This window comes from Bauldia litoralis (assembly GCF_900104485.1).
GTDB classification, from domain to species: domain Bacteria; phylum Pseudomonadota; class Alphaproteobacteria; order Rhizobiales; family Kaistiaceae; genus Bauldia; species Bauldia litoralis.
This window is the reverse complement of sequence record NZ_FMXQ01000001.1, coordinates 435,506-456,053: the sequence shown is the minus strand read 5'-3', so window position 1 is coordinate 456,053 and position 20,548 is coordinate 435,506. Positions and strand designations below refer to the sequence as shown.

The window sequence follows — 20,548 nt, the reverse complement described above, 5'->3', positions numbered from 1 at the left end:
GGCGCGGCAGTTTATGCCAGCCGCGCGCCGGACACTCACCAGAATCGCCGTCGGGGGTCAACCGGAAAGGGGCGAAACAGCCCCATTGGCGGGCGAAAGAGCGTAAACTGGCGGTCGATCGCAGGGAGCCCCGACCATGTCCGACCATGACAGCCACCGCATCGCCGAGATCCACGAGGACCTGCACAGCCACCTGCCGCCGGAGCCGGCGCTGAGGGTCAAGGCGCTGGAAAGCCTGCTGGTCGAGAAGGGGATGCTCGACCCGGCGACGGTGGACGCCTGGATCGAACTCTTCACCGAGGAGATCGGGCCAAAGCGCGGCGCGGCGGTGGTGGCCAGGGCGTGGACCGATCCGGACTACAAGGCGCGCCTGCTGGCAGATGGCACCGCGGCGATCACCGAACTCGGCTTCGAGGGCTGGGCGGGCGGCCACCTGAAGGTGGTCGAGAACACGCCTGACACCCACAACCTCATCGTCTGCACGCTCTGCTCCTGCTACCCGCATTCGGTGCTGGGGATTCCGCCCAACTGGTACAAGACCGCCGCCTACCGGGCCCGCGCCGTGCGCGACCCGCGCGGCGTAATGGCCGAATTCGGCGAGGCGGTGCCGGAGGATGTCGCGATCACGGTCTGGGATTCGACCGCCGAGCTTCGCTACATGGTGCTGCCGCAACGGCCGGCGGGGACGGAAGGCTGGGATGAGGCGGCGCTCGCCGCGCTGGTGACGCGCAACGCGATGATCGGCACGGCGCGCGACCTGACGCCGGGACCGGGAGGGCCGGACTGATGGACGGTATCCACGATCTTGGTGGCAAGCAGGGGTTCGGGCCGATCGACGTCGGCGAGGACGACAACCCGTTTCATGCCGACTGGGAGGCGCGGATGCTCGGCATCGTCCGGGCGATGAGCCGCCCGGTGCCATGGAGCATCGACTGGTTTCGCCATGTCCGCGAACTGATCGGGCCGGTCGATTACCTGACCCGGCCCTATTACGACCAGTGGCTGCAGACCTACGCGGCGATGATGGTCAATTCGGGCGTCGCCACCGTCGACGAGCTGGCGAGCGGCACGTCGGTCGCGGACATCCCGGGGCTGGGGCCGCCGAGCCCGCCATCGGCCGTAGCCGGGGCGATCCGCAACACCGCACGCTTCGACCGGCCGGCGACCGAGCCGCCGCGATTCGCGGCGGGCGATCCGGTCCGCGCCTCGCTCAACGCCAATCCCGGCCATACGCGGCTGCCGCAATATGTGCGCGGCCGCCGGGGCATGGTGACGGCGATGCACGGGGCGCATGTCCTGCCCGACGCAAGCGCGGCCGGTGTCGAGAAAGCAGAGACGCTCTACTCGGTCGCCTTCGCGGCGACAGAGCTCTGGCCCGAGGCGACGGCCGGAGGGGATCGCGTCATCCTCGACCTGTGGGAGCGCTATCTTGAACCCGCGTGACTCCCTGGCGATCGATCCGCGAACGGAGGCGCGCGCCGGCGCCGGGACATTCGCCGAGCCCTGGCACGCGCAGGTGCTGGCCATCGCGAACGGGCTGACGGTGGCCGGGCTGTTTTCGCGCGACGACTGGGCGGCGGCGCTCGGCGCTGCCTTGCGCAAGGCGGAAGCCGCGGGCGAGCCGGACACCGATGCGACCTACTACGCCGCTGCGCTCACGGCGCTGGAAGGGTTGGTGGCGGCACGCGACCCGGCGACCGGCGGGGCCCTGTCGCCGAGGATCGAAGCCTGGCGCCAAGCCTACCTCCATACGCCGCACGGCAAGCCGGTGGTGCTGGGCGCGGGGAGGGGCGGGGCCAGTGACGACGGCGCCGGCTGATCTTCCGCTGCGACCAGCGGCCACTGCCGGGATGATCGCCCGGCGCGGCCGGTTGTCGTAAGAAGGACGGATGACAAACCAGACGATACGGCATGACGGGCTCGACGCGGTGCGCGAGCAGGTGGCGGCGGCGGAAAAGGCGGCCGGCCGGCCGGCCGGTTCGGTGCGCCTGATCGCGGTTTCGAAGACCTTCGACGCGGACGGTATCCGGCCGGTGATCGCCGCCGGCCAGCGGGTGTTCGGCGAGAACCGGGTCCAGGAGGCGCTGGCCAAGTGGCCGGCGCTGAAGGCCGAGACGCCCGACATCGAACTGCACCTGATCGGGCCGCTGCAATCCAACAAGGCGCGCGACGCGGTCGCGTTGTTCGACGCGATCCACACGATCGACCGCGACAAGATCGCTCGCGCGATCGCGGCGGAGATCGCGCGGGCGGGCCGGTCGCCGCGGCTGCTGGTCCAGGTCAACACCGGTGCGGAGCCGCAGAAGGCCGGCGTGTTGCCGGAGGACACCGATGCCTTCGTCGAACGTTGCCGCTCGGTGCACGGCCTCGCCATCGACGGGTTGATGTGCATTCCGCCGGTGGAGGAAGCGCCGGCGCCGCATTTCGCGCTGCTCGCCAAGATCGCGGCGCGGCTTGGCCTCGCATCGCTGTCGATGGGGATGAGCGCCGATTTCGAGACGGCGATCGCCTTCGGCGCCACCGATGTCAGGGTCGGCAGCGCGATCTTCGGGACGCGACCGCCGATCGCCACCTGAGGTTCAGCGGATATCCATCACCGTCGCCGGGCCAGAGCGGGAGAGCAGCCGTCGCATGGCGTCTTCGCTGACGGCGACGCAGCCGGCTGTCGGGGCGTAGCCCGGGGCGGCGAGGTGGAAGAATATGGCGCTGCCGGCGCCACGGCGGGGGCGGATCAGGTTGTAGTCGAGCACCACCAGCAGGTCGTAGAGGTGATCGTCGCGCCACAGTTCTTCATGACTGGCGGGGTAGGGGAGGCGGACCGGGCGGTTGTAGCGGCGGTCGCCGGGGTCGTCGCACCAGCCGGCGTCGGGGCGAATCGGCGCCACGGGCAGCGCGGTGTCGGGCCGGCGCAGGCGATCGGCGCGATAGAGCACGGAAACCAGCGCGAATCGGCCGATCGGGGTGACGCCGTCGCCCTCGCGCTTGAGCCTGCCAATGCCGCCGCGGCCGAGGGCGCAGGGGACAAGAACGCTGCCGGCCCTGACCAGGCCACGGGTTGGCTCGCCGCCGGTCGAGGCGACGACAATGCTGCCGATCGGGGCAATCGAGGCCAAAACGGTCCCTTTCACGAATTTGCCATGCGGGTCGCCTTTGCTTGCGCCGCCATGGGATTGAGGTCTACACCACCTTACTACGCTGATTCCGATGGATTCCGCCGGTTTCGCCTGCAAGCCGGCAAGACGAAAAAGGCGAATGATGCCCGCCCGAAAGATTCTGGTCGTCGACGACGACGAAGTGCTCCGCGATAGTCTGGTCGAACAGCTCTCGCTCTATGAAGAGTTCGACATCGACCATGCCGAAAACGCCACCAAGGGTGTGCAGGCGGCGCGCGCCGGGCGTGTCGACCTGGTGATCATGGATGTCGGGCTGCCGGACATGGACGGTCGCGAGGCGGTCAAGCTCCTGCGCAAGAGCGGCTTCAAGGCGCCGGTGATCATGCTGACCGGGCAGGATTCGGAGTCCGACACGATCCTCGGCCTGGAGGCGGGGGCCAACGACTACGTCACCAAGCCCTTCCGCTTCGCCGTGCTGCTGGCCCGCATCCGGGCGCAGCTTCGCCAGCATGAACAGAGCGAAGACGCGGTGTTTACCATCGGCCGCTATACCTTCCGGCCGAGCGCCAAGATGCTGGTCGACGATCGCGGTCAGAAGATCAGGCTGACCGAAAAGGAAACCGCGATCCTGAAATTCCTCTACCGGGCCGGCGAGAAGGTGATCAGCCGCGACGTGCTGCTGCACGAGGTGTGGGGCTATAACTCCGGAGTGACGACCCATACGCTGGAAACCCACATCTACCGGCTGCGGCAGAAGATCGAGCGGGATCCGTCCAAGGCGGAAATGCTGGTCACCGATGTCGGTGGCTACAAGCTGGTCCCCTGATGGTTCGACGGTGCGGTCGGCAGGCTGAAGCATGAGTCTCGATCGCGACATCTCGCTGCTATCCCGGATTCCGCTGTTCGCCGGGCTGTCGACCGAGCAGTTGCGCCTGCTCGCCTTCAGCGCGGTGCGGCTCGAATTGTCGCCGGGCCAGGTGCTGTTTCGCGAAGGCGCGACGGCGATGTCCGGCTACGTGGTCGCCTATGGCGGTGTCGAGCTGTCGATCGGCCATGCCGGCAAGCGCAAGATCCTGATGACCTGCGAGGCGGGCAGCCTGATCGGCGAGACGGCGCTCTTCATCGAGACGCGCCGGCCGGCGACCGCGACGGCGATCGTCTCCTCCGAGGTGCTGGAGGTCGATCGCAAGCTGATGAGCCGGATGCTCAACGAATATCCGCATGTCGCGCTGAAGCTGCGGGCGACGCTGGCCGGGCGGCTTGTCGCGACGGTCGGCGAACTCGGCAAGGTCGACAAGATGCTCAAGGGCATCGACGACTCGCCGCTCAGGCGGAAAGACTAGGCGGCGCCGATCCGGGCGATGACCGGGACGTGGTCGGACGGGCGCTTCCAGGACCGGGTGGCGCGGATGACCTCGGTGCTTTCCAGGCGGTCGACGAGATGCGGCGTGACCCAGACATGGTCGAGCCGCCGCCCCTTGTTGGCGAGCGCCCAGTTGGCGGCGCGATAACTCCACCAGGTGTAGAGCTTCTCCTCCGGCGGCACGAAACGGCGCATGGCGTCGACCCAGCCGCCGGCGGCGCGGACCTGTTCGAGGCGCTCGGTCTCGATCGGGGTATGGCTGACGATCCTGAGAAGCTGCTTGTGCGACCAGACGTCATTCTCGAGCGGGGCGACGTTGAGGTCGCCGACCAGGATCGAGCGGCGGTCGGTCTCGGGGCCGGTCAGCCAGGTCGTCATCTCGTCGAGGAAGGCGAGCTTGTGGGCGAACTTGTCATTGATCGTCGGATCGGGGATGTCGCCGCCGGCCGGGATGTAGAAGTTGTGGATGAGGATGTCGTCGCCGCCATCGGCGACGGTCACGGCCGCGTGCCGGGCATCGCCCTTCTGGCAGAATCCGCGCTTCGAGGTGGAGAGGAATGGAATCCGCGAGAGGATGGCGACGCCGTGATAGCCCTTCTGGCCATTCAGCAGGACATGCTCGTAGCCGCGACTGCGGAACGGCTTCAGCGGGAAGCGGTCGTCCGGGCACTTGGTTTCCTGCAGGCACAGGATGTCCGGCGCGTAGCGGTCGAGGAACATGCCGACCTGGCGGATGCGGAAGCGGACGGAATTGATGTTCCAGGTCGCGAGGGTGAAGCTCATGAGGCGGGGACGGCTGGTCTGGCGGGAGCGCGGGCAGGTCACCCACATGGATTCCGGGCTTAACCCACGGAGCCCGCCAGGCCAAAAGAAAAAGCGCCCAACCCCGGGGGAGGTTGGGCGCTTTGCGCGTTACTTTGCGCGACACCAAATACACCGGTGTCGGCGGACCGTCCTCGGCGAGACGGGGGGCGCTACCGATATCAGGGCGGCCCGCTCTCTCAATCAGATGGTGCTGGATTCCCGCGTTTCAAGAGGATCGTCGACAAGGCCGTTCAGAGCCGAATCCTGCTTGAATATCAGGATTTTGACGCCAAAACCGCGCGAAACATGGACTATTGGTAATAATTGATATTGAACAGCGCGGGATCGAGACGCTTGCCGGTGGTGGTATTGTAGACGGCAACCGATGTGTTCAGCCCCTGCGCGTCGGTGACGATCCACTGCTTCAATTCGTAGGTCTGGCGGTCGAAGATCAGGGTCAGCTTGCCCTTCACGAAGCGCGAATCCTCGACGATGATCAGGGCGATCAGGTCCGGTTCCTCGCGCACCTCGTTGACCACGCCGGAGGTCAGGTCGATGTTGTCGGCCAGAAGGTAGCGGAGCGGGGTCTTCGACAGCGGGTAGTAGTCCTGCGTCGCCGTCCGGGTGTTGCGCACGGCGACATTGCGGCCGTCGGCGATGACGTCGAGGGTCACCGGCGGGCTGTATTTGAAGCGGATCTTGCCGGGGCGGTCGATGAAGAAGTCGCCTTCCGACTGTTCGCCATGCGGGCCGAACTGGATGAACTGGCCCTCCATCGTCTTGAAGCCGTTGAAATAGGCGTTGATGTTGGACAGCGAGTCGCCGCGGTTTTCGCGTTTGCGGAGCGCTGCGGCGGGCGCCGCCTTGGCCGGCGTCGCGGCGGCGGTGGCGACCGGCGCCGAAGCCGGGCGGGGGCGCGGATCGGGGACCGGGTCGATCGGTGCGCCGGCGACCGCTCCGAGACCGGTGGCGCCAACGATAACGGCAGCGCCGACCGTCCGCAGGACGATCCGCAACACCGACTTCAAACGATCGCCAAGACAGGCCGCAATCAAATCAATCCTCCATCGGATCGGCGGGGACCAGGGGGCCGAACAAGCCGGTCCTGCCGCGTAACCTATCAGCCTATGTGGCGAATTGGCGGCGCGGCGATATCCGAGTCGATGGATGGCACTCTAAAGCAACGCGTCGGCGATTTGAATCGAATGGTTTACGACCGGTTTCGACGTCGTTACGCCCCGCGGACTGGCGCCTAGCGGAATTCCTCGTCTTCTTCCCGGACGAGGATCTCGCGCTTGCCGGCGTGGTTGGCCGCGCCGACGACGCCTTCGTTCTCCATCCGCTCGATGATCGAGGCGGCGCGGTTGTAGCCGATCGACAAGCGACGCTGGATGTAGCTGGTCGAGGCCTTGCGGTCGCGGGCGACGATGGCAACGGCGCGGTCGTAGAGGTCGTTGGATTCGTCATCGCCACCGGCGGCCGCGTCGTAATTCGAGGCGTCGACCTCGTCATCGTCGGCGGTGATCGCGTCGAGATATTCAGGCACCCCTTGCGTCTTCAGGTGGGCGACGACGTCCTCGACTTCCTCGTCGCTGACGAAGGGGCCGTGGACGCGCTGGATGCGGCCGCCACCAGCCATGAACAGCATGTCGCCCATGCCGAGGAGCTGCTCTGCGCCCTGCTCGCCGAGGATTGTACGGCTGTCGATCTTCGAGGTGACCTGGAAGGAGATGCGGGTCGGGAAGTTCGCCTTGATGGTGCCGGTGATGACGTCGACCGAGGGACGCTGGGTCGCCATGACGACATGGATGCCGGCGGCGCGCGCCATCTGGGCGAGGCGCTGGACGGCGCCTTCGATGTCCTTGCCGGCGACCATCATCAGGTCGGCCATCTCGTCGATGATGACGACGATGAAGGGCATCGGCTCGAAGGAGAGTTCCTCATGCTCGTAGATCGCCTCGCCGGTCTCGCGGTCGAAGCCGGTCTGCACGGTGCGCGTCAGGGTCTCGCCCTTGGCCTCGGCCTGGACGACGCGGGCGTTGTAGCCGTCGATATTGCGGACGCCGAGCTTCGACATCTTGCGATAGCGGTCCTCCATCTCCCGGACGGTCCATTTCAGCGCGACGACCGCCTGCTTGGGATCGGTAACGACTGGGGTGAGGAGGTGGGGGATGCCGTCATAGATCGACAGCTCCAGCATCTTCGGGTCGATCATGATCAGACGGCACTGGTCCGGGGTCATGCGGAACAGGATCGACAGGATGAAGGTGTTGATCGACACCGACTTGCCGGAGCCGGTGGTGCCCGCGACCAGCAGATGCGGCATGCGGGCGAGGTCCGCGATGACCGGCTCGCCGCCGATGGTCTTGCCGAGGCAGAGACCGACCTTGGCCTTTGACTTCTCGAAATCCTCCGACGATAGCATCTCGCGGAGATAGACGGTTTCGCGGCGGGCGTTGGGGAGTTCGATGCCGATGGCGTTCTTGCCGGGGATGACGGCGACACGGCAGGCGATGGCGCTCATCGAGCGGGCGATGTCATCGGCAAGGCCGATGACCCGCGCCGACTTGATGCCCGGCGCCGGCTCGAGTTCGTAAAGGGTGACCACCGGGCCGGGGCGGACATTGACGATCTCGCCGCGGACGCCGAAATCCTCCAGCACGCCTTCCAGCAGGCGGGCATTCTGCTCCAGCGCCGCCATGTTGACGTTGGACTTGCGTTCCGACGGCTTGGGCAGGGACAGGAGGTCGAGCGGCGGAAGGATGAAGCTCTCCGGCTCAAGGAAGGACGCCTGGGCTTCGCGCGCGGCGCGCCGGCCGGGCTTCGGCTTCGGCGCGGGCGGGGCGACGCGGGTCGGCTTCCTGGCCGCGGCACGGGGCCGGGCGACCGGGGCTTGCGGCTCGGACTCGGGCTCGGGATCGTAGTCCGGCTCGCCATCGTCGATATCGGGGGCTTGCCAGTCCTCGGTCTCGTCGAGGGCCGGTTCGAGTCGCTCGTCGGCCGGGCCGTCGTCCCAGGGTGCGTCCGGGAAGTCGTCATATTCCGGGGCGAGGCGCGGCGCCTGTCGCCGGGCCATGCCGGCCGGGCGACGGCGCCCGCGAAGACGGCGACGGAGGGCGCTCCACATCCGCAGGCCCGAATGGGTCAGGGCGCCGTAAAGGATGACGCCGCGATTGCCGTCGCGCTCGTCTTCCGCGTCGTCATCGATGTCGAGGTCGCCTTCGTCCTCATCTTCCTCGTCCTCGAAGACCTCCTCGACGACCGGGGCGACCCGCTTGGCCGGGCGAACCCGCGGCACGACCTCTTCCTCGACATCGGCGGCGCGGCGGCGGAAGGCGAAGCCGCAGGCCTTCATCGTCAGGACGACGGCAAGGACGGCGAAGCCGGTGCAGATCGCTGCAGCGGTGACGCCGGTCGGCGTGCCGCCAAGCAGGAAGCCGGGGAGATTGAGCAGGAGGTCGCCGACAACGCCGCCGATCCCGGTCGGCAGCGGCCAGGTGCCGAAGACCGGCAGCGTCGCCAGCGCCAGCGAGGCGGAGAAGATCGACGTTATCCAGGCGGCAAGCGTCCACCAGCCGAACCCGGTCGGGCTGCCGAAGATCAGCCGCCAGGCCCAGACGACCGGCGCCAGCAGCAGGACGACGCCGGCGATGCCGAAAAACTGCATGGCGAGGTCGGAAACGATCGCCCCGGCGAAACCGAGGGCGTTATGCGGTCCGCGCGAGGTGGCGTGGCTGAGGCTCGGGTCATCGACCGTCCACGTCGCCAGGCTCGCCGCGATCGCGGCGATCAGCGCCAGCAGGACCAGTCCCAGGACGGCGCTCAGGTTTCGCTTGAGGAGCCGCCGGACCGTTCCGTCGCCGGAAATGGAGAGAGGTACTGATCGACTAGAACGCATAGGGCCGCCCCTGGCTCGGCAATATCACAGCGGCCGGGGCCGATACCGCCGACCGCCAGCCAGGCCCCGGGCCGGCCGCGATCCTGTCCTGGCGGACGGTCACGGACGTGCGGGGCAGGGGGACCGTAGCCCGGCTTTGGTAAAGCCGGCATTAACCATCGGGGAACCGGCCGGAACGCCGAAAGGCTTGTTCCGGCCGGAGAATGCACGGGCAGAGAGGCTACTGGATCACCTCGCCGTGGAGGTTGATGTCGAGACCCTCGACCTCGACCTCCTTGCTGACCCGCAGGCCGACGATGACATCGACGACCTTGAGGATGATGAAGGAGGCGACGACGCTCCACAGGATGGTCGCCAGGATGCCGTAGATCTGGGTGCCGACCTGGGCGGGGTTGCCCTCGAGCAGGCCGGGGGTGCCGCCGATCGCCTCGACGGCGAAGACGCCGGTGAGAATCGCGCCGACGATGCCGCCGACGGCGTGAACGCCAAAGGCATCGAGAGAGTCGTCATAGCCGATGCGCGGCTTGACCCAGACCACCATCCAGAAGCAGACGATGCCGGCGACGATGCCGATAACCAGGGCGCCGGTCGGCCCGACGAAGCCGGAGGCGGGGGTGATGGCCACCAGTCCGGCGACGGCGCCGGAGATGATGCCGAGGATGCTGGGTTTGCCGCGGCTGACCCATTCCGCGAACATCCAGGCCATTGCCGCAGCCGCGGCGGCGATCTGGGTGACAATCATCGCCATGCCCGCCGTTGAATTGGCGGCTAGCGCCGAGCCGGCGTTGAAGCCGAACCAGCCGACCCACAGCAGCGACGCGCCGATGAGCGCATACGTGAGGTTGTAGGGGGCCATGTTCTCGTGGCCGAAACCGACGCGCTTGCCGAGGACGATGGCGCAGACCAGACCGGCGACGCCGGCGTTGATGTGGACGACCGTGCCGCCGGCGAAGTCGAGAACGCCGGCCTCCGCGAGGAACCCGCCGCCCCAGACCCAATGGGTGATCGGCGCGTAGACGATCAGGCTCCACAGGGCCATGAACCAGAGCATGGCGGAGAATTTCATGCGATCGGCGAAGGCGCCGCAGATCAGCGCCGGTGTGATGATCGCGAAGGTCATCTGGAAGGTGACGAAAACGGTCTCGGGGATGGTGCCGGTGACGCTGTCGACGCCGACATTGGCGAGGAAGAAGTTCGACAGGCCGCCGACATAGTCGTTGACCGAGCCGCCGTCGGAGAAGGCGAGGGAGTAGCCGGCGACCATCCACAGGATGGTCATCAGGCAGGTGATGGCGAAGCTCTGCATGGCGGTGGAGAGGAAGTTCTTCTTGCGCACCATGCCGGCATAGAAGAGGGCGAGGCCCGGGATCGTCATCATCAGGACGAGCGCCGTGGACATCAGCATCCAGGCGGTGTCGCCGGCATCGACCGTCGGCGCCTCATCCTGGGCGAAGGCCGCTGCCGATGCGGCAAGCAGGAGGCCGGCCGCTCCGGCGAACGACCACAGACTGTTCCGTTTCATATTCCCCGTCCTCACTGTGAAGTCAGCACTCAAGCCGGTCGACCGGCGGGCTCTTCGCCTGAAGGCACGGATGCAATCCACGTGCCGCGTGCCGATTAATCGAGCAGTCAGCGAATGCGCCGGGGGGCGGGGTGAAAATATGCCTATGAAGTGTGCAAATTGCCGTTCTGGCTGGCAAGACCGGCGTGGCATACGAAGAAGGGGCCGGCTCTCGCCGACCCCCTGTCTTTGGCTACGAACGATCCCGCCGACCGAGGCGGCGGGATCGTCCGGATCAACCTAGTGCTGGTTGGGTGCGAAGTCGGGGTAGGCCTCGACCCCGATCTCGGCCTTGTCGAGGCCCATGATCTCGTCTTCTTCCGAGACCCGGACGCCGACCGTTGCCTTCAGCACACCCCAGATGATCAGGCTGGCGATGAAGGTGAAGGCGCCAACGGCGGCGATACCGATGATCTGGGTGCCGAAGCTGGTCCCCGGATTGGTGATCGGAACCGCGAGGGTGCCCCAGATGCCGGCGATCAGATGGACCGGAATGGCGCCGACCACATCGTCGATCTTCATGCGGTCGAGGAGCGGGACCGCGATGACGACCAGGATGCCGCCGATGCCGCCGATGATGGCCGACCAGAGGATGGTGGGCATCAGCGGTTCGGCGGTGATCGCAACAAGGCCGCCGAGGGCGCCGTTGAGCACCATCGTGATGTCGACCTTCTTGTAGAGCAACTGGGTCAGGACCATCGCCGCGATGACACCGGCGGCCGCGGCCGTGTTGGTGTTGACGAAGATCTTGGCAACCGACGAGGCGTCGGCCATCGAGCCGAGGGCGAGCTGCGAGCCGCCGTTGAAGCCGAACCAGCCGAGCCACAGGATGAAGGTGCCGAGGGTCGCCAGCGGCATCGAGGAACCCTGGATCGGGTGGACGCTGCCGTCAGGGCCGAACTTGCCCTTGCGCGCACCGAGGATGAGAGCTCCGGCAAGCGCCGCCCAGCCACCAACCGAGTGGACGAGGGTCGAACCGGCGAAGTCGGAGAAGCCCATCTCGGCGAGCCAGCCGCCGCCCCACTGCCAGGAGCCGGTGATCGGATAGAGAACACCGGTGAGGATGGCGATGAAGATCATGAAGGGCCACAGCTTGATGCGCTCGGCAAGGGCGCCGGATACGATCGAGGCCGTGGTGGCACAGAAGACCATCTGGAAGAACCAGTCGGAGGCCGCCGCATAGTCGCCGGGATCGGCATCGGGCGCAGGCAGGACAACCCAGCCGAGGGAGCCGATGAAGCCACCGTCGACGCCGTCATACATGAGGTTGTAGCCGACCAGCCAGAACATCAGGCCGGCGGTCGCATAAAGCGCGACGTTCTTGGTGCACTGCATGGCGACGTTCTTGGAACGCACCATGCCAGCTTCCAGCATAGCGAAACCGGCGGCCATCCACATCACCAGGAAGCCGCAGACGAGGAACAGGAAGGTATTGAAGATGTAGGCGGTGTCCGCAGCAAGTGCGAATTCGGACACCACTTCTTCCGCGACTTCGGCATCCTGGCCGAAGGCTGCGCCGGCGAAGGCGAGCAGGGTTACCGCGGCTGCGCCGACAAGTGTCGACTTGCGGGTCAGGTAGTTCATTTAATCTCTCCTCTGGGAACCACGACGTTCCGTCAGTGCCGGGAGGTTTGGCAGCGCGGATGGCTTCACAGCAGTTCACCGTCTCGGTTCGTTGCACAGCTATTGGGCGGCGAAATCCGCCACTGCCAGAGAGTTTGCAATCGCCATGCCATGCTGCTTGGCAGGGTTATTATGTATTAAATTTCAATTTATTAGTTGGATAAGAGGGATTGCATTCAATCGCTGTGCAGAGGGCAATGCCTAAATGGAGTGCAGCGATTCAGGCGAGTCGGGGCGGTGCCGATACGCGGCTCCGCCCCGCTCCGGGTTCACCCGATGATTTCGGCTTCCGGATTGGCGCCGATCTTGTGGATGGAGAGGTCCGCGCCGCGGCGCTCCTCGTCAGGCGTCAGGCGCAGGCCGATGACCGCGCCGATCACCGAATAGACCACCAGACCGCCCGCAAAGGCCCAGGCGATGCCAACCGCCGAACCGGCCAACTGGGACAGGAAGCTGACGCCGCCGAGACCGCCGAGAGCCTCAAGGCCGAAGATGCCGGCCGCCAGCCCGCCCCACAGGCCGCAGAGGCCATGCAGCGGCCAGACGCCCAGAACGTCGTCGATCTTCAGGCGGGTCTGGCAGATCTCGAAGCCCTTGACGAAGACCAAGCCGGCGATCGCGCCAACGACGAAGCTGCCGGCGGGATGCATGATGTCGGAGCCGGCGCAGACCGCGACCAGCCCGGCGAGCGCGCCGTTATGGACATAGCCCGGATCGGCGCGGCCGATGACCACGGCGGCAAGGATTCCGCCGACCATCGCCATCAGAGAATTGACGGCAACAAGCCCGGATGCGCCGTCGAGCGCCTGGGCAGACATGACGTTGAAGCCGAACCACCCGACGCAGAGCAGCCAGGAGCCCAGCGCCAGCCACGGAATGCTCGACGGCGGGAAGCCGGTGCCGCCGCGCTCGAACCGGCCGAGCCTCGGACCGAGGCGCAGGACGGCGGCAAGCGCCACCCAGCCGCCGACCGCATGGACGACGATCGACCCGGCGAAATCATGGAACGGTGCGCCGAAGGTGGCGGCGAGCCAGTCCTGCCCGCCGTAAGCGCCGCCCCAGGCGAAGGCCTCGAAGAGCGGGTAGAGGAAGGCGACCAGCAGCGCGGTGGCGAGGCATTGCGGCAGGAACTTCATCCGCTCAGCGATACCGCCGGAAATGATCGCCGGGACCGCCGCGGCAAAGGTGGCAAGGAAGAAGAACTTGACCAGGAGGAGCCCCTGCGGCCCGTAATCGGCGCCATTGACCAGCGTCTCGGCGCTCTGGAAGAAGCCGACGCCGTAGGCAAGGGTGTAGCCGATGAGAAAGTAGGCCGTGGTCGAGATGGCGAAATCGACGAGGATCTTCACCAGGGCGTTGACCTGGTTCTTGTGACGCACGGTGCCGACCTCGAGGAAGGCGAAGCCCCCGTGCATGGCGAAGACCAGAATGGCCCCCATCAGAATGAAGAAGAGATCGCCACCGACTGACTGGTCTTCCATTGTCCTGCCTCCCTATTGGGCGTCGTTGCGCCCATTTTGTGCTTTTGGAGGCAGTCACAATTCAATCCGCATGCCAGACAGGCGACATGCCGATTTTTCAGTCGCTACAACGCCTGTGCGCGCGTGAAGTATGGGGGCGAGCCAAAATCTGCCGAGAAATCAGGCAGAAAACATAGGCAAACGCCAAGTTGGTGAGCAGAGTGACGCCTCGGGCGAGGCGTCACTCTGGCTTGGGAGAAGCGGCGGGTCACGGTTCGGCACGTGCGCCGACGGCCCCTTCGCTCCGGAGTTCCCTGCCTGCCGACGCTCAGAGAGCGTCGGAGTCGGTCTCGCCGGTGCGGATACGCACCGCGTGGTCGATGGCGAAGACGAAGATCTTGCCGTCGCCGATCTGGCCGGTCTTGGCGGAGGCGGAGATCGTCTCGACGACCTTGTCCAACTGGTCCTCGGCGACTGCGACCTCGATCTTCAGCTTGGGCAAAAAGCTGACCGCATATTCGGTGCCGCGGTAGATCTCGGTATGACCCTTCTGACGGCCATAGCCCTTGACCTCGGTGACCGTGAGGCCCTGCACACCGACCGTCGTCAGGGCGTCGCGTACCTCGTCGAGTTTGAATGGCTTGATAATGGCCATCACGATTTTCATTGGCGTGGTTCCCGTTTCCATCCGGACTCCGCGATAAACGGACGCGGAATCCTAGTGATCCATGCCGGACCGACGACGGTGTCGCCGATGTCGACTGGCCCCCAACAATCAAGGTCTGTGCCAATTGGCGGGCAAGCTAGGGAAAACGCCAATTTCGCAGGCGATTGGCCGCTTTGCCGACGCAGCGCGGGCGACCAGACGCTGCGATGGCTAACTTTTGGGCAGATTCGGGCGTCGCGCCGGCTCACTGCTCTTCGGTACGAAGCCGGATCAGGCCTTCCTGCGCCACCGACGCGACCAGCGTGCCATCCCGCTTGAACAGGCTGCCGCGGTTGAAGCCGCGGGCGCCGGATGCCGAGGGACTGTCCTCGGCATAGAGCAGCCACTCATCGGCCCGAAAGGGGCGATGGATCCACATCGAATGGTCGAGGCTGGCGACCTGGAGATCCTTGTCGAAGATCATCCGGCCATGGGCGAAGAGCGATGTGTCGAGGAGCGTCATGTCGGAGGCGTAAGCGAGGACGCAGCGGTGGATTTCGGGGTCGTCGGGAAGCGGTCCGGTTGTCTTGATCCAGACCCTCTGGGCGGGCGGGAGCTTCTCGCGACTGACATAGTGGCGAAGATCGACGGGGCGGAGCTCGATCGGCCGCTCGCGCTCCCAGTAGACGCGCACCTTCTCCGGCGCGTCCTTGAGGAACAGAGCCTTGAGGTCGGCTTCGCTCGGCAGGTCTTCCGGCGCCGGCACGTCGGGCATCTCCACCTGGTGATCGAGGCCGGTCTCCTCGATCTGGAAGGACGCGGACATCGAAAAGATCGCCTCGCCGTGCTGGATGGCGACAACGCGGCGGGTGGTGAAGCTCTTGCCGTCGCGGATGCGGTCGACCTCGTAGATGATCGGCACTTCCGGGTCGCCGGGCCGCATGAAATAGCAATGGAGGGAATGGGCGACGCGGCCCTCGACCGTGCGGGCCGCAGCGACCAGCGCCTGGCCGATCACCTGGCCGCCGAACACCCTTTGCCAGCCGACCTTGGGGCTGCGGCCGCGGAACAGGTTGTGTTCGAGCGTCTCGAGGTCGAGAATGGAAATCAGTGTTTCGACGGCGCTCGACATAGGCTTTCCGGCCCCCCTTCAGGTGGTCTGTTCGACCAGTCCGGCGCCAGCCTGTCAAACAAGGGCGACGATCGCAAGAATGGCCAGTCATCCGACACAGACTGTCACGGAAGCCGATGTCCTGATCGCCGGCGGCGGCCATGTCGGGCTGTCGCTGGCCCTGGCGTTGCGCGCCGCCATGCCGTCGCTGCGGGTCGTGCTGGTGGACGCGACGCCGCCCGAGGCCCAGGCCCGCGACACCCGTGCCTCGGCGGTCGCCGCGGCCGGGCGCCGGATGCTGATGCGGCTTGGCGTGTGGGACGAGATCGCGGCCAGCGCGCAAGCGATCAACGACATGGTGGTCACCGACAGCCGCACCGGCGACGTGGCGCGACCGGTGTTCCTGACCTTCGGCGGACGCATCGAGGACGGCCAGCCCTTCGCCCATATGGTGATGAACGCGACAATGATCGGCGCCCTGCGCCGCGGGGCGGAGGACGCCGGCGCGACGATCGTGGCGCCCGACACGGTGCGCGACTTCACCATCGGCGCCAACCGCGTGACGGTGAAGCTCGGCAGCGGCGAGGCCATTGCCGCGCGCCTGCTGGTGGCGGCGGACGGTGTGAAGTCGCGGCTGCGCGATCTCGCCGGCATCACCACCGTCGGCTGGTCCTACGGGCAGTCGGGGATCGTGGTGACGGTGGCCCACGAGCGGCCGCATAAGGGGCGGGCGGTCGAGCATTTCCTGCCCGGCGGTCCCTTCGCCATGCTGCCGCTTCCCGACAACCGCTCGTCGCTGGTGTGGACCGAGCGAACCGAGACCGCCGAGCGGCTGATCAAGGGCGATCCCGATATCTTCCGTTTCGAGCTCGAAAGGCGGTTCGGCCATCAACTCGGTGCGATCGAGCCGGTCGGCAAGCCGCGGGCCTTTCCGCTCGGCCTGACGCTGGCGCGCGACTTCGTCAAGCCGCGGCTGGCGCTTTGCGGCGACGCGGCCCACGGCATCCATCCAATCGCCGGACAGGGGCTCAACCTCGGCTTCCGCGACGTGGCGGCGCTGGCCGAGACGATCGTCGAGGCGGATCGCCTCGGCCTCGATATCGGCTCGATGGCGGTGCTGGAGCGCTACCAGAGCTGGCGGCGGTTTGACACCGTCGAGATGGGCGCGACGACCGATATTCTCAACCGCCTGTTCTCCAACGACAATCCGGTGCTGCGGCTGGGCCGCGACATCGGGCTGGGCCTTGTCGACCGGTTGCCGTCATTGAAGAAGATGTTCATCGGCCAGGCGGCGGGGAATGGCAGCGACCTGCCGAGGCTGCTGCGCGGCGAAGCCATCTGAACGACGGCTCTCAGACCGGCGCAACCAGCTTGCGGGTCTCCGTCGCCATCCGCCAGTGCGACACGTCGCCGAGCATCGCGTCGGCAAGGGCATTGGCTCGCGAGCGCAGGACCGCGAGGTCCGGCCGGTCGCCGCGAAGCGCCTGGCCGATCGCGCCGAGATGGGCGGCGGTACGGGACGAGCGCTCGGCCGCTCCCTCGAAATCGCCGATCAGCCGGATGCCGAAGGTGGCCGAACCGAGCGCGGGCAGCGCCGCGGTGATCCCGACCAGCACGTAATTCCAGCTGAAGGGCAGGTCGATGCCGAGGAGCGCAATGACCAGGGCGACCGCGCCGAGGAGGAGGGTCAGCGCGAACAGGACGTTGCCGATCGTCAGCAGCCGGTGCTCGATGCGGACCATCAGGGCGGCGGTGCCGGTGTGATAGGCGCATTGGCCCTCAACCAGCGCGATCAGCGCCTGGCGCACGGCCTCGAGCCTCGGACGATCGAGGGAACCGGACCACAGGCCGAGGGCGCGGAGATGGGCGCGGGCGTACCATGCCGGCCAGTTCGGCTCGGCGCCCGTCGCGTCCTCCGCGGTCTCGCCGAGCAACCAGAGCGGAATGGCGACGCGCAGGCGCTCGGCGACCTCGCGCGACTCGCGCCAGCGGCCGTGCCAGTCATGCCGGCGGACGATGGCCGTGTTGACGAGGACCAGGGCGACGAGCGCGATCTGCAGGGTGGCAAGCGGCCAATCCTCCCAGTCGAACAGTTGCTGGCCGACCAGCGCGACGGCGGCGACCACCACCGCCAGGGCGGAAAGGAAGAAGGTCGTCACCGAGGCGCCACGGAATTTCTGGGCGTAGCGCATCGCCAAGGCATCGGCTGCGCCGTAAGCGTCCGCGACGGTATCGAAATGGCGGGCATTCGAATCGACGCCGCCGACAGGCGAAGGCGGCACGACCGCATCGACTTCCCGACGAACCACCGCGGGCGCAGGCGCGAGGATGTCGGTCCGGCGGAAACGGCGCAATCCGAACATGGCGAGGGTGAGCGGCATCTCGATCCGCCAGTTGAGCCGCTTCCAGCGATCGTCGAGGAAGCGGACCAGCTTGTCCTGTTCGGCTCGCTCGATCGGCGGCCGGACGATGTTGTCGACCAAGGTGCCGAGAACCTCGGCCGGCGGCGCGCCCGGGATGTCGTCGAGCTTCGCGCCGCTTACCGGGTGATCGGCAAGGCCGGCCCAGAGCAGGCAAGGCGGCTCGGCGTCCGCGGCGTCGACATGGAGGATGGGCAGGTCCATCGCCGCCGCCCGCTCGAGCAGTTCCGTGGTGCCGCCTCGACCGCCCGACGCGCCGCCGTCCCAGACCGCGAGGATGATATCGGCGTGGTCGAGGATCACGTGCCCGACGGGCTCGTAGTCACGGCGGGCGGCGTCATAATTGCCGGGCAGGACGAGGCAGCGGGCGGCCTGGTCGAGCAGGCTCCGATACTCGGCCCGCGAGGCGGCGTCGGCGAAGTCCTTCTCGTAATCGTCGACCGCGAAGGGCAGCGGCACGTCGAGCGACAGGCCGTTGCGAAGGGCCGAGCGGGCGGCCATGCGGTCGGCGCCCTCGGCCAGCGCCGAGATCATGGTCAGCGAGGACGGTGCCTCTGACAGGACGCCGGCATAGCGGGCATGGGCGGCATCCATCGCCTGCCTGAGCGTTGCCAGCAGCGCGTCGATCCGGGCTTCGACCCCGGCGCGCGCCGCCTCCGGCAGCCGGTTGGGGCGGTGGCCGATGACGCCGATCGACAGCGCGAGACGCGGACGTGCAGGCTTAATGGTCATCCGGCGGGGCGCGCTTTTCTTGTCGTCGCCATCCCGGTCCCTTCCTTTTTGGCGTGTCGACGATGATAGGCGGGTTTCGCCTCGCGCAGAAGCATGTCGGCGATGCAGCGCTAGACCACGCCACCGCTGTCCTTGACCGGCGGGTCGGATCGATGACTGTGGAAACGCGGGCTGCGGATGCCGAAGTGGATGACCGCCATCCGCGTCGCGATGGTGCCGATCACCGTCACCACGATGCCCAGCAGGATCTGGTCCGGGTTGAGGTGGTGCGTCTGCCAGATCAGGTAGGCGGACAGGATGCCGCCCCAGACGAAGGCGATCTCCGGGTAGAGCTCGCCGCGCAGCGCGGGGATTTCCGGATCGGAGCGCAGGACGTCGCGAAGAATGCCGCCGCCTGACGATGTCAGCGCGGCGAGCAGCGGCCCCCACAGCCACAGCGGTTGCGAATGGGTGCCGAGGGCGACAACCACGCCGGTCACGGTGAAGGCGCCGAGGCCAATGGCGTCGAATAGCTTGATGAGGAAATTGCCATGGTCGCGGAAGCGGCCGAAGACGGCGAGCAGACGGGAATCCGGACGGTCGCGCTTGATCTCGGTGCCGAGGCGCAGGACCAGGAAGCCGACGATGACCAGCATCATGATGATGATGATGTAGATCGAATTGGACAGGACGCCGACCGTCTCGCGATTGGTGAGCAGGTCGCGGGCAATGCCGCCGCCGACGGCCGGCAGCGATGCCAGCACCAGCGCGCCGAAGATGTCGTAGTCGTATTTGTACGCGATCAAGAGCCCGGAAAGGGCGAAGGCGATGGTGCCGCCGATGTCGATGATCAGGAACCAGCGGGTGTCGAGGGTCTGGGCGAGGAGGATCGGGAACATGTAGTCGAGATTGATCCGGTTGAAGGTGCCGTCGTCGCGGATCGACCGGATCGCCTCGTTGAAGTCCGCCACCACCTCGGGCGAGACCGATGCCTTGCTGAACATCAGGTGGACATCGCGTTCGACCAGCAGCGGATGCTCCTCGACCGCATCCTGCTGGCCGTTCATCCAGACGATTGTCGCCGCGCCGATCCGGTCGGCGAGAAAGCCGTCGATATGGCCGGCGAGGAGGTTGCGGAGAAGGTCCTGCTGCTGCTGGACGACGACGATCTGACCGCCGTTGCCGGGATCGGCGAGGAAGGCCTCGATGGCGGCGCTGGGGAAGGCGATGCCGTCCTGGACTCCGAGCCGGAACCCGGTCTCCTTGAAGCTCGCGACGAGTTCCTCATCGGTCTCGGCAGGGAGTTCGCCGCCGGCGCCGCGCGGCAGGATCAGCGCCATGGTCTCCTTGCGATAGGGCGCCGAGAAGTGCGCGAATTCCTCCCGCTCCGGCGTCCAGGTGGCGGAGGTGGCGAGATCCGTTTCGCCGATTTCGATCCGATGGACATGCTCGTCCCACGGAATGTCCTCGGACTCGATGTGATAGCCGGCGCGCTCCCCGATGACGCGGAGCAGTTCGACATCCAGCCCGGTCCAGATGCTGAAGCCGCGATCCGTCTCGACATAGGAATAGGGTTCGTAGGGGCTCCAGGCGTTGCTGAGCTGGCGGTCGCCGTCCTGCGCTGTCGCAACGGCGACCGGCGAGGTCGCGACGACGAGAAGGGCGAAACGGAGAAGCCCGACGATGCGGCGGATCGGTATCATGCGGCGTGCCTCCAGACCACTGACGGGCGGAAGCCCGCGCAGACGCGAAGGGGTGCGACCAGCGCGTATCCCTGCGTAATCGGCACGCAACACTATCGGACAGGCCGTTGTGGAAAGGTTAGCGTCGGCGCTGGT

18 protein-coding genes are annotated in these 20,548 nt (G+C 66.8%); 7 read left to right on the top strand and 11 right to left on the bottom strand.

Features of this window, described 5'->3' with window-relative positions; genetic code table 11:
- The first annotated feature begins 136 nt into the window (after positions 1-136).
- From nthA to BLT60_RS02115, 4 genes are all read left to right on the top strand, one after another.
- A complete protein-coding gene (gene nthA, locus BLT60_RS02130; RefSeq protein WP_090874550.1) occupies positions 137-787 on the top strand; it encodes a nitrile hydratase subunit alpha in 651 nt (216 codons plus the stop codon).
- The gene (gene nthB, locus BLT60_RS02125; RefSeq protein WP_090874549.1) at positions 787-1,443 is read left to right on the top strand and encodes a nitrile hydratase subunit beta; all 657 of its coding nucleotides are present in this window, start codon (positions 787-789) and stop codon (positions 1,441-1,443) included. Before nthA ends, nthB begins: the two co-directional genes overlap by 1 nt.
- On the top strand, positions 1,430-1,819 hold the full coding sequence (locus BLT60_RS02120; RefSeq protein WP_175478250.1) for a nitrile hydratase accessory protein: 390 nt from the start codon (positions 1,430-1,432) through the stop codon (positions 1,817-1,819). The genes nthB and BLT60_RS02120 overlap by 14 nt, the downstream gene beginning before the upstream one ends.
- A 70-nt stretch (positions 1,820-1,889) precedes the next feature.
- Positions 1,890-2,576, top strand: coding sequence for a YggS family pyridoxal phosphate-dependent enzyme (locus BLT60_RS02115; protein ID WP_090874547.1), 687 nt, complete (start codon positions 1,890-1,892; stop codon positions 2,574-2,576).
- Between the two features lie 3 nt (positions 2,577-2,579).
- Here BLT60_RS02115 and BLT60_RS02110 read toward each other — a convergent pair whose 3' ends face one another.
- Entirely contained in the window at positions 2,580-3,128 is a 549-nt protein-coding gene (locus BLT60_RS02110; protein ID WP_244521108.1) for a L,D-transpeptidase family protein, read from the bottom strand.
- Between the two features lie 127 nt (positions 3,129-3,255).
- Between BLT60_RS02110 and BLT60_RS02105 the strand changes: the two genes are divergently transcribed.
- Together BLT60_RS02105 and BLT60_RS02100 are read left to right on the top strand one after the other, a co-directional pair.
- Positions 3,256-3,939: a response regulator transcription factor gene (locus tag BLT60_RS02105; protein WP_090874922.1), complete on the top strand. Its 684-nt coding sequence runs from the start codon at positions 3,256-3,258 to the stop codon at positions 3,937-3,939.
- Between the two features lie 31 nt (positions 3,940-3,970).
- The gene (locus tag BLT60_RS02100) at positions 3,971-4,456 is read left to right on the top strand and encodes a cyclic nucleotide-binding domain-containing protein (RefSeq protein WP_090874546.1); all 486 of its coding nucleotides are present in this window, start codon (positions 3,971-3,973) and stop codon (positions 4,454-4,456) included.
- Here the strand turns inward: BLT60_RS02100 and xth are convergent.
- The 8 genes from xth to tesB all read right to left on the bottom strand — a co-directional run bounded on the left by xth (position 4,453) and on the right by tesB (position 15,600).
- Entirely contained in the window at positions 4,453-5,259 is an 807-nt protein-coding gene (gene xth, locus BLT60_RS02095) for an exodeoxyribonuclease III (RefSeq protein ID WP_090874921.1), read from the bottom strand. The two genes, BLT60_RS02100 and xth, sit on opposite strands and share 4 nt — an antisense overlap.
- Positions 5,260-5,591: 332 nt before the next feature.
- Entirely contained in the window at positions 5,592-6,335 is a 744-nt protein-coding gene (locus BLT60_RS24675) for an outer-membrane lipoprotein carrier protein LolA (RefSeq protein ID WP_244521107.1), read from the bottom strand.
- A gap of 197 nt (positions 6,336-6,532) precedes the next feature.
- On the bottom strand, positions 6,533-9,178 hold the full coding sequence (locus BLT60_RS02085) for an FtsK/SpoIIIE family DNA translocase (protein ID WP_090874545.1): 2,646 nt from the start codon (positions 9,176-9,178) through the stop codon (positions 6,533-6,535).
- Positions 9,179-9,398: 220 nt separating this feature from the next.
- Entirely contained in the window at positions 9,399-10,700 is a 1,302-nt protein-coding gene (locus BLT60_RS02080; protein ID WP_090874544.1) for an ammonium transporter, read from the bottom strand.
- Between the two features lie 279 nt (positions 10,701-10,979).
- Positions 10,980-12,323: an ammonium transporter gene (locus BLT60_RS02075; protein ID WP_175478249.1), complete on the bottom strand. Its 1,344-nt coding sequence runs from the start codon at positions 12,321-12,323 to the stop codon at positions 10,980-10,982.
- A gap of 308 nt (positions 12,324-12,631) precedes the next feature.
- A complete protein-coding gene (locus BLT60_RS02070; RefSeq protein WP_090874543.1) occupies positions 12,632-13,843 on the bottom strand; it encodes an ammonium transporter in 1,212 nt (403 codons plus the stop codon).
- A gap of 307 nt (positions 13,844-14,150) precedes the next feature.
- A complete protein-coding gene (locus BLT60_RS02065) occupies positions 14,151-14,489 on the bottom strand; it encodes a P-II family nitrogen regulator (protein WP_090874542.1) in 339 nt (112 codons plus the stop codon).
- 244 nt (positions 14,490-14,733) lie between these two features.
- Positions 14,734-15,600: an acyl-CoA thioesterase II gene (gene tesB / locus BLT60_RS02060; RefSeq protein ID WP_090874541.1), complete on the bottom strand. Its 867-nt coding sequence runs from the start codon at positions 15,598-15,600 to the stop codon at positions 14,734-14,736.
- A gap of 79 nt (positions 15,601-15,679) precedes the next feature.
- On the opposite strand from tesB, the gene BLT60_RS02055 reads away from it, so the two are divergent.
- On the top strand, positions 15,680-16,921 hold the full coding sequence (locus BLT60_RS02055; protein WP_090874540.1) for a ubiquinone biosynthesis hydroxylase: 1,242 nt from the start codon (positions 15,680-15,682) through the stop codon (positions 16,919-16,921).
- A 10-nt stretch (positions 16,922-16,931) separates the two neighbouring features.
- On the opposite strand, the gene BLT60_RS02050 is transcribed toward BLT60_RS02055, so the two are convergent.
- Both BLT60_RS02050 and BLT60_RS02045 read right to left on the bottom strand, forming a co-directional pair.
- Positions 16,932-18,731, bottom strand: a complete 1,800-nt coding sequence (locus BLT60_RS02050) for a hypothetical protein (RefSeq protein ID WP_090874539.1) — start codon at positions 18,729-18,731, stop codon at positions 16,932-16,934.
- 110 nt (positions 18,732-18,841) lie between these two features.
- Positions 18,842-20,413, bottom strand: a complete 1,572-nt coding sequence (locus BLT60_RS02045) for a TRIC cation channel family protein (protein WP_090874538.1) — start codon at positions 20,411-20,413, stop codon at positions 18,842-18,844.
- Positions 20,414-20,548 lie beyond the last annotated feature (135 nt).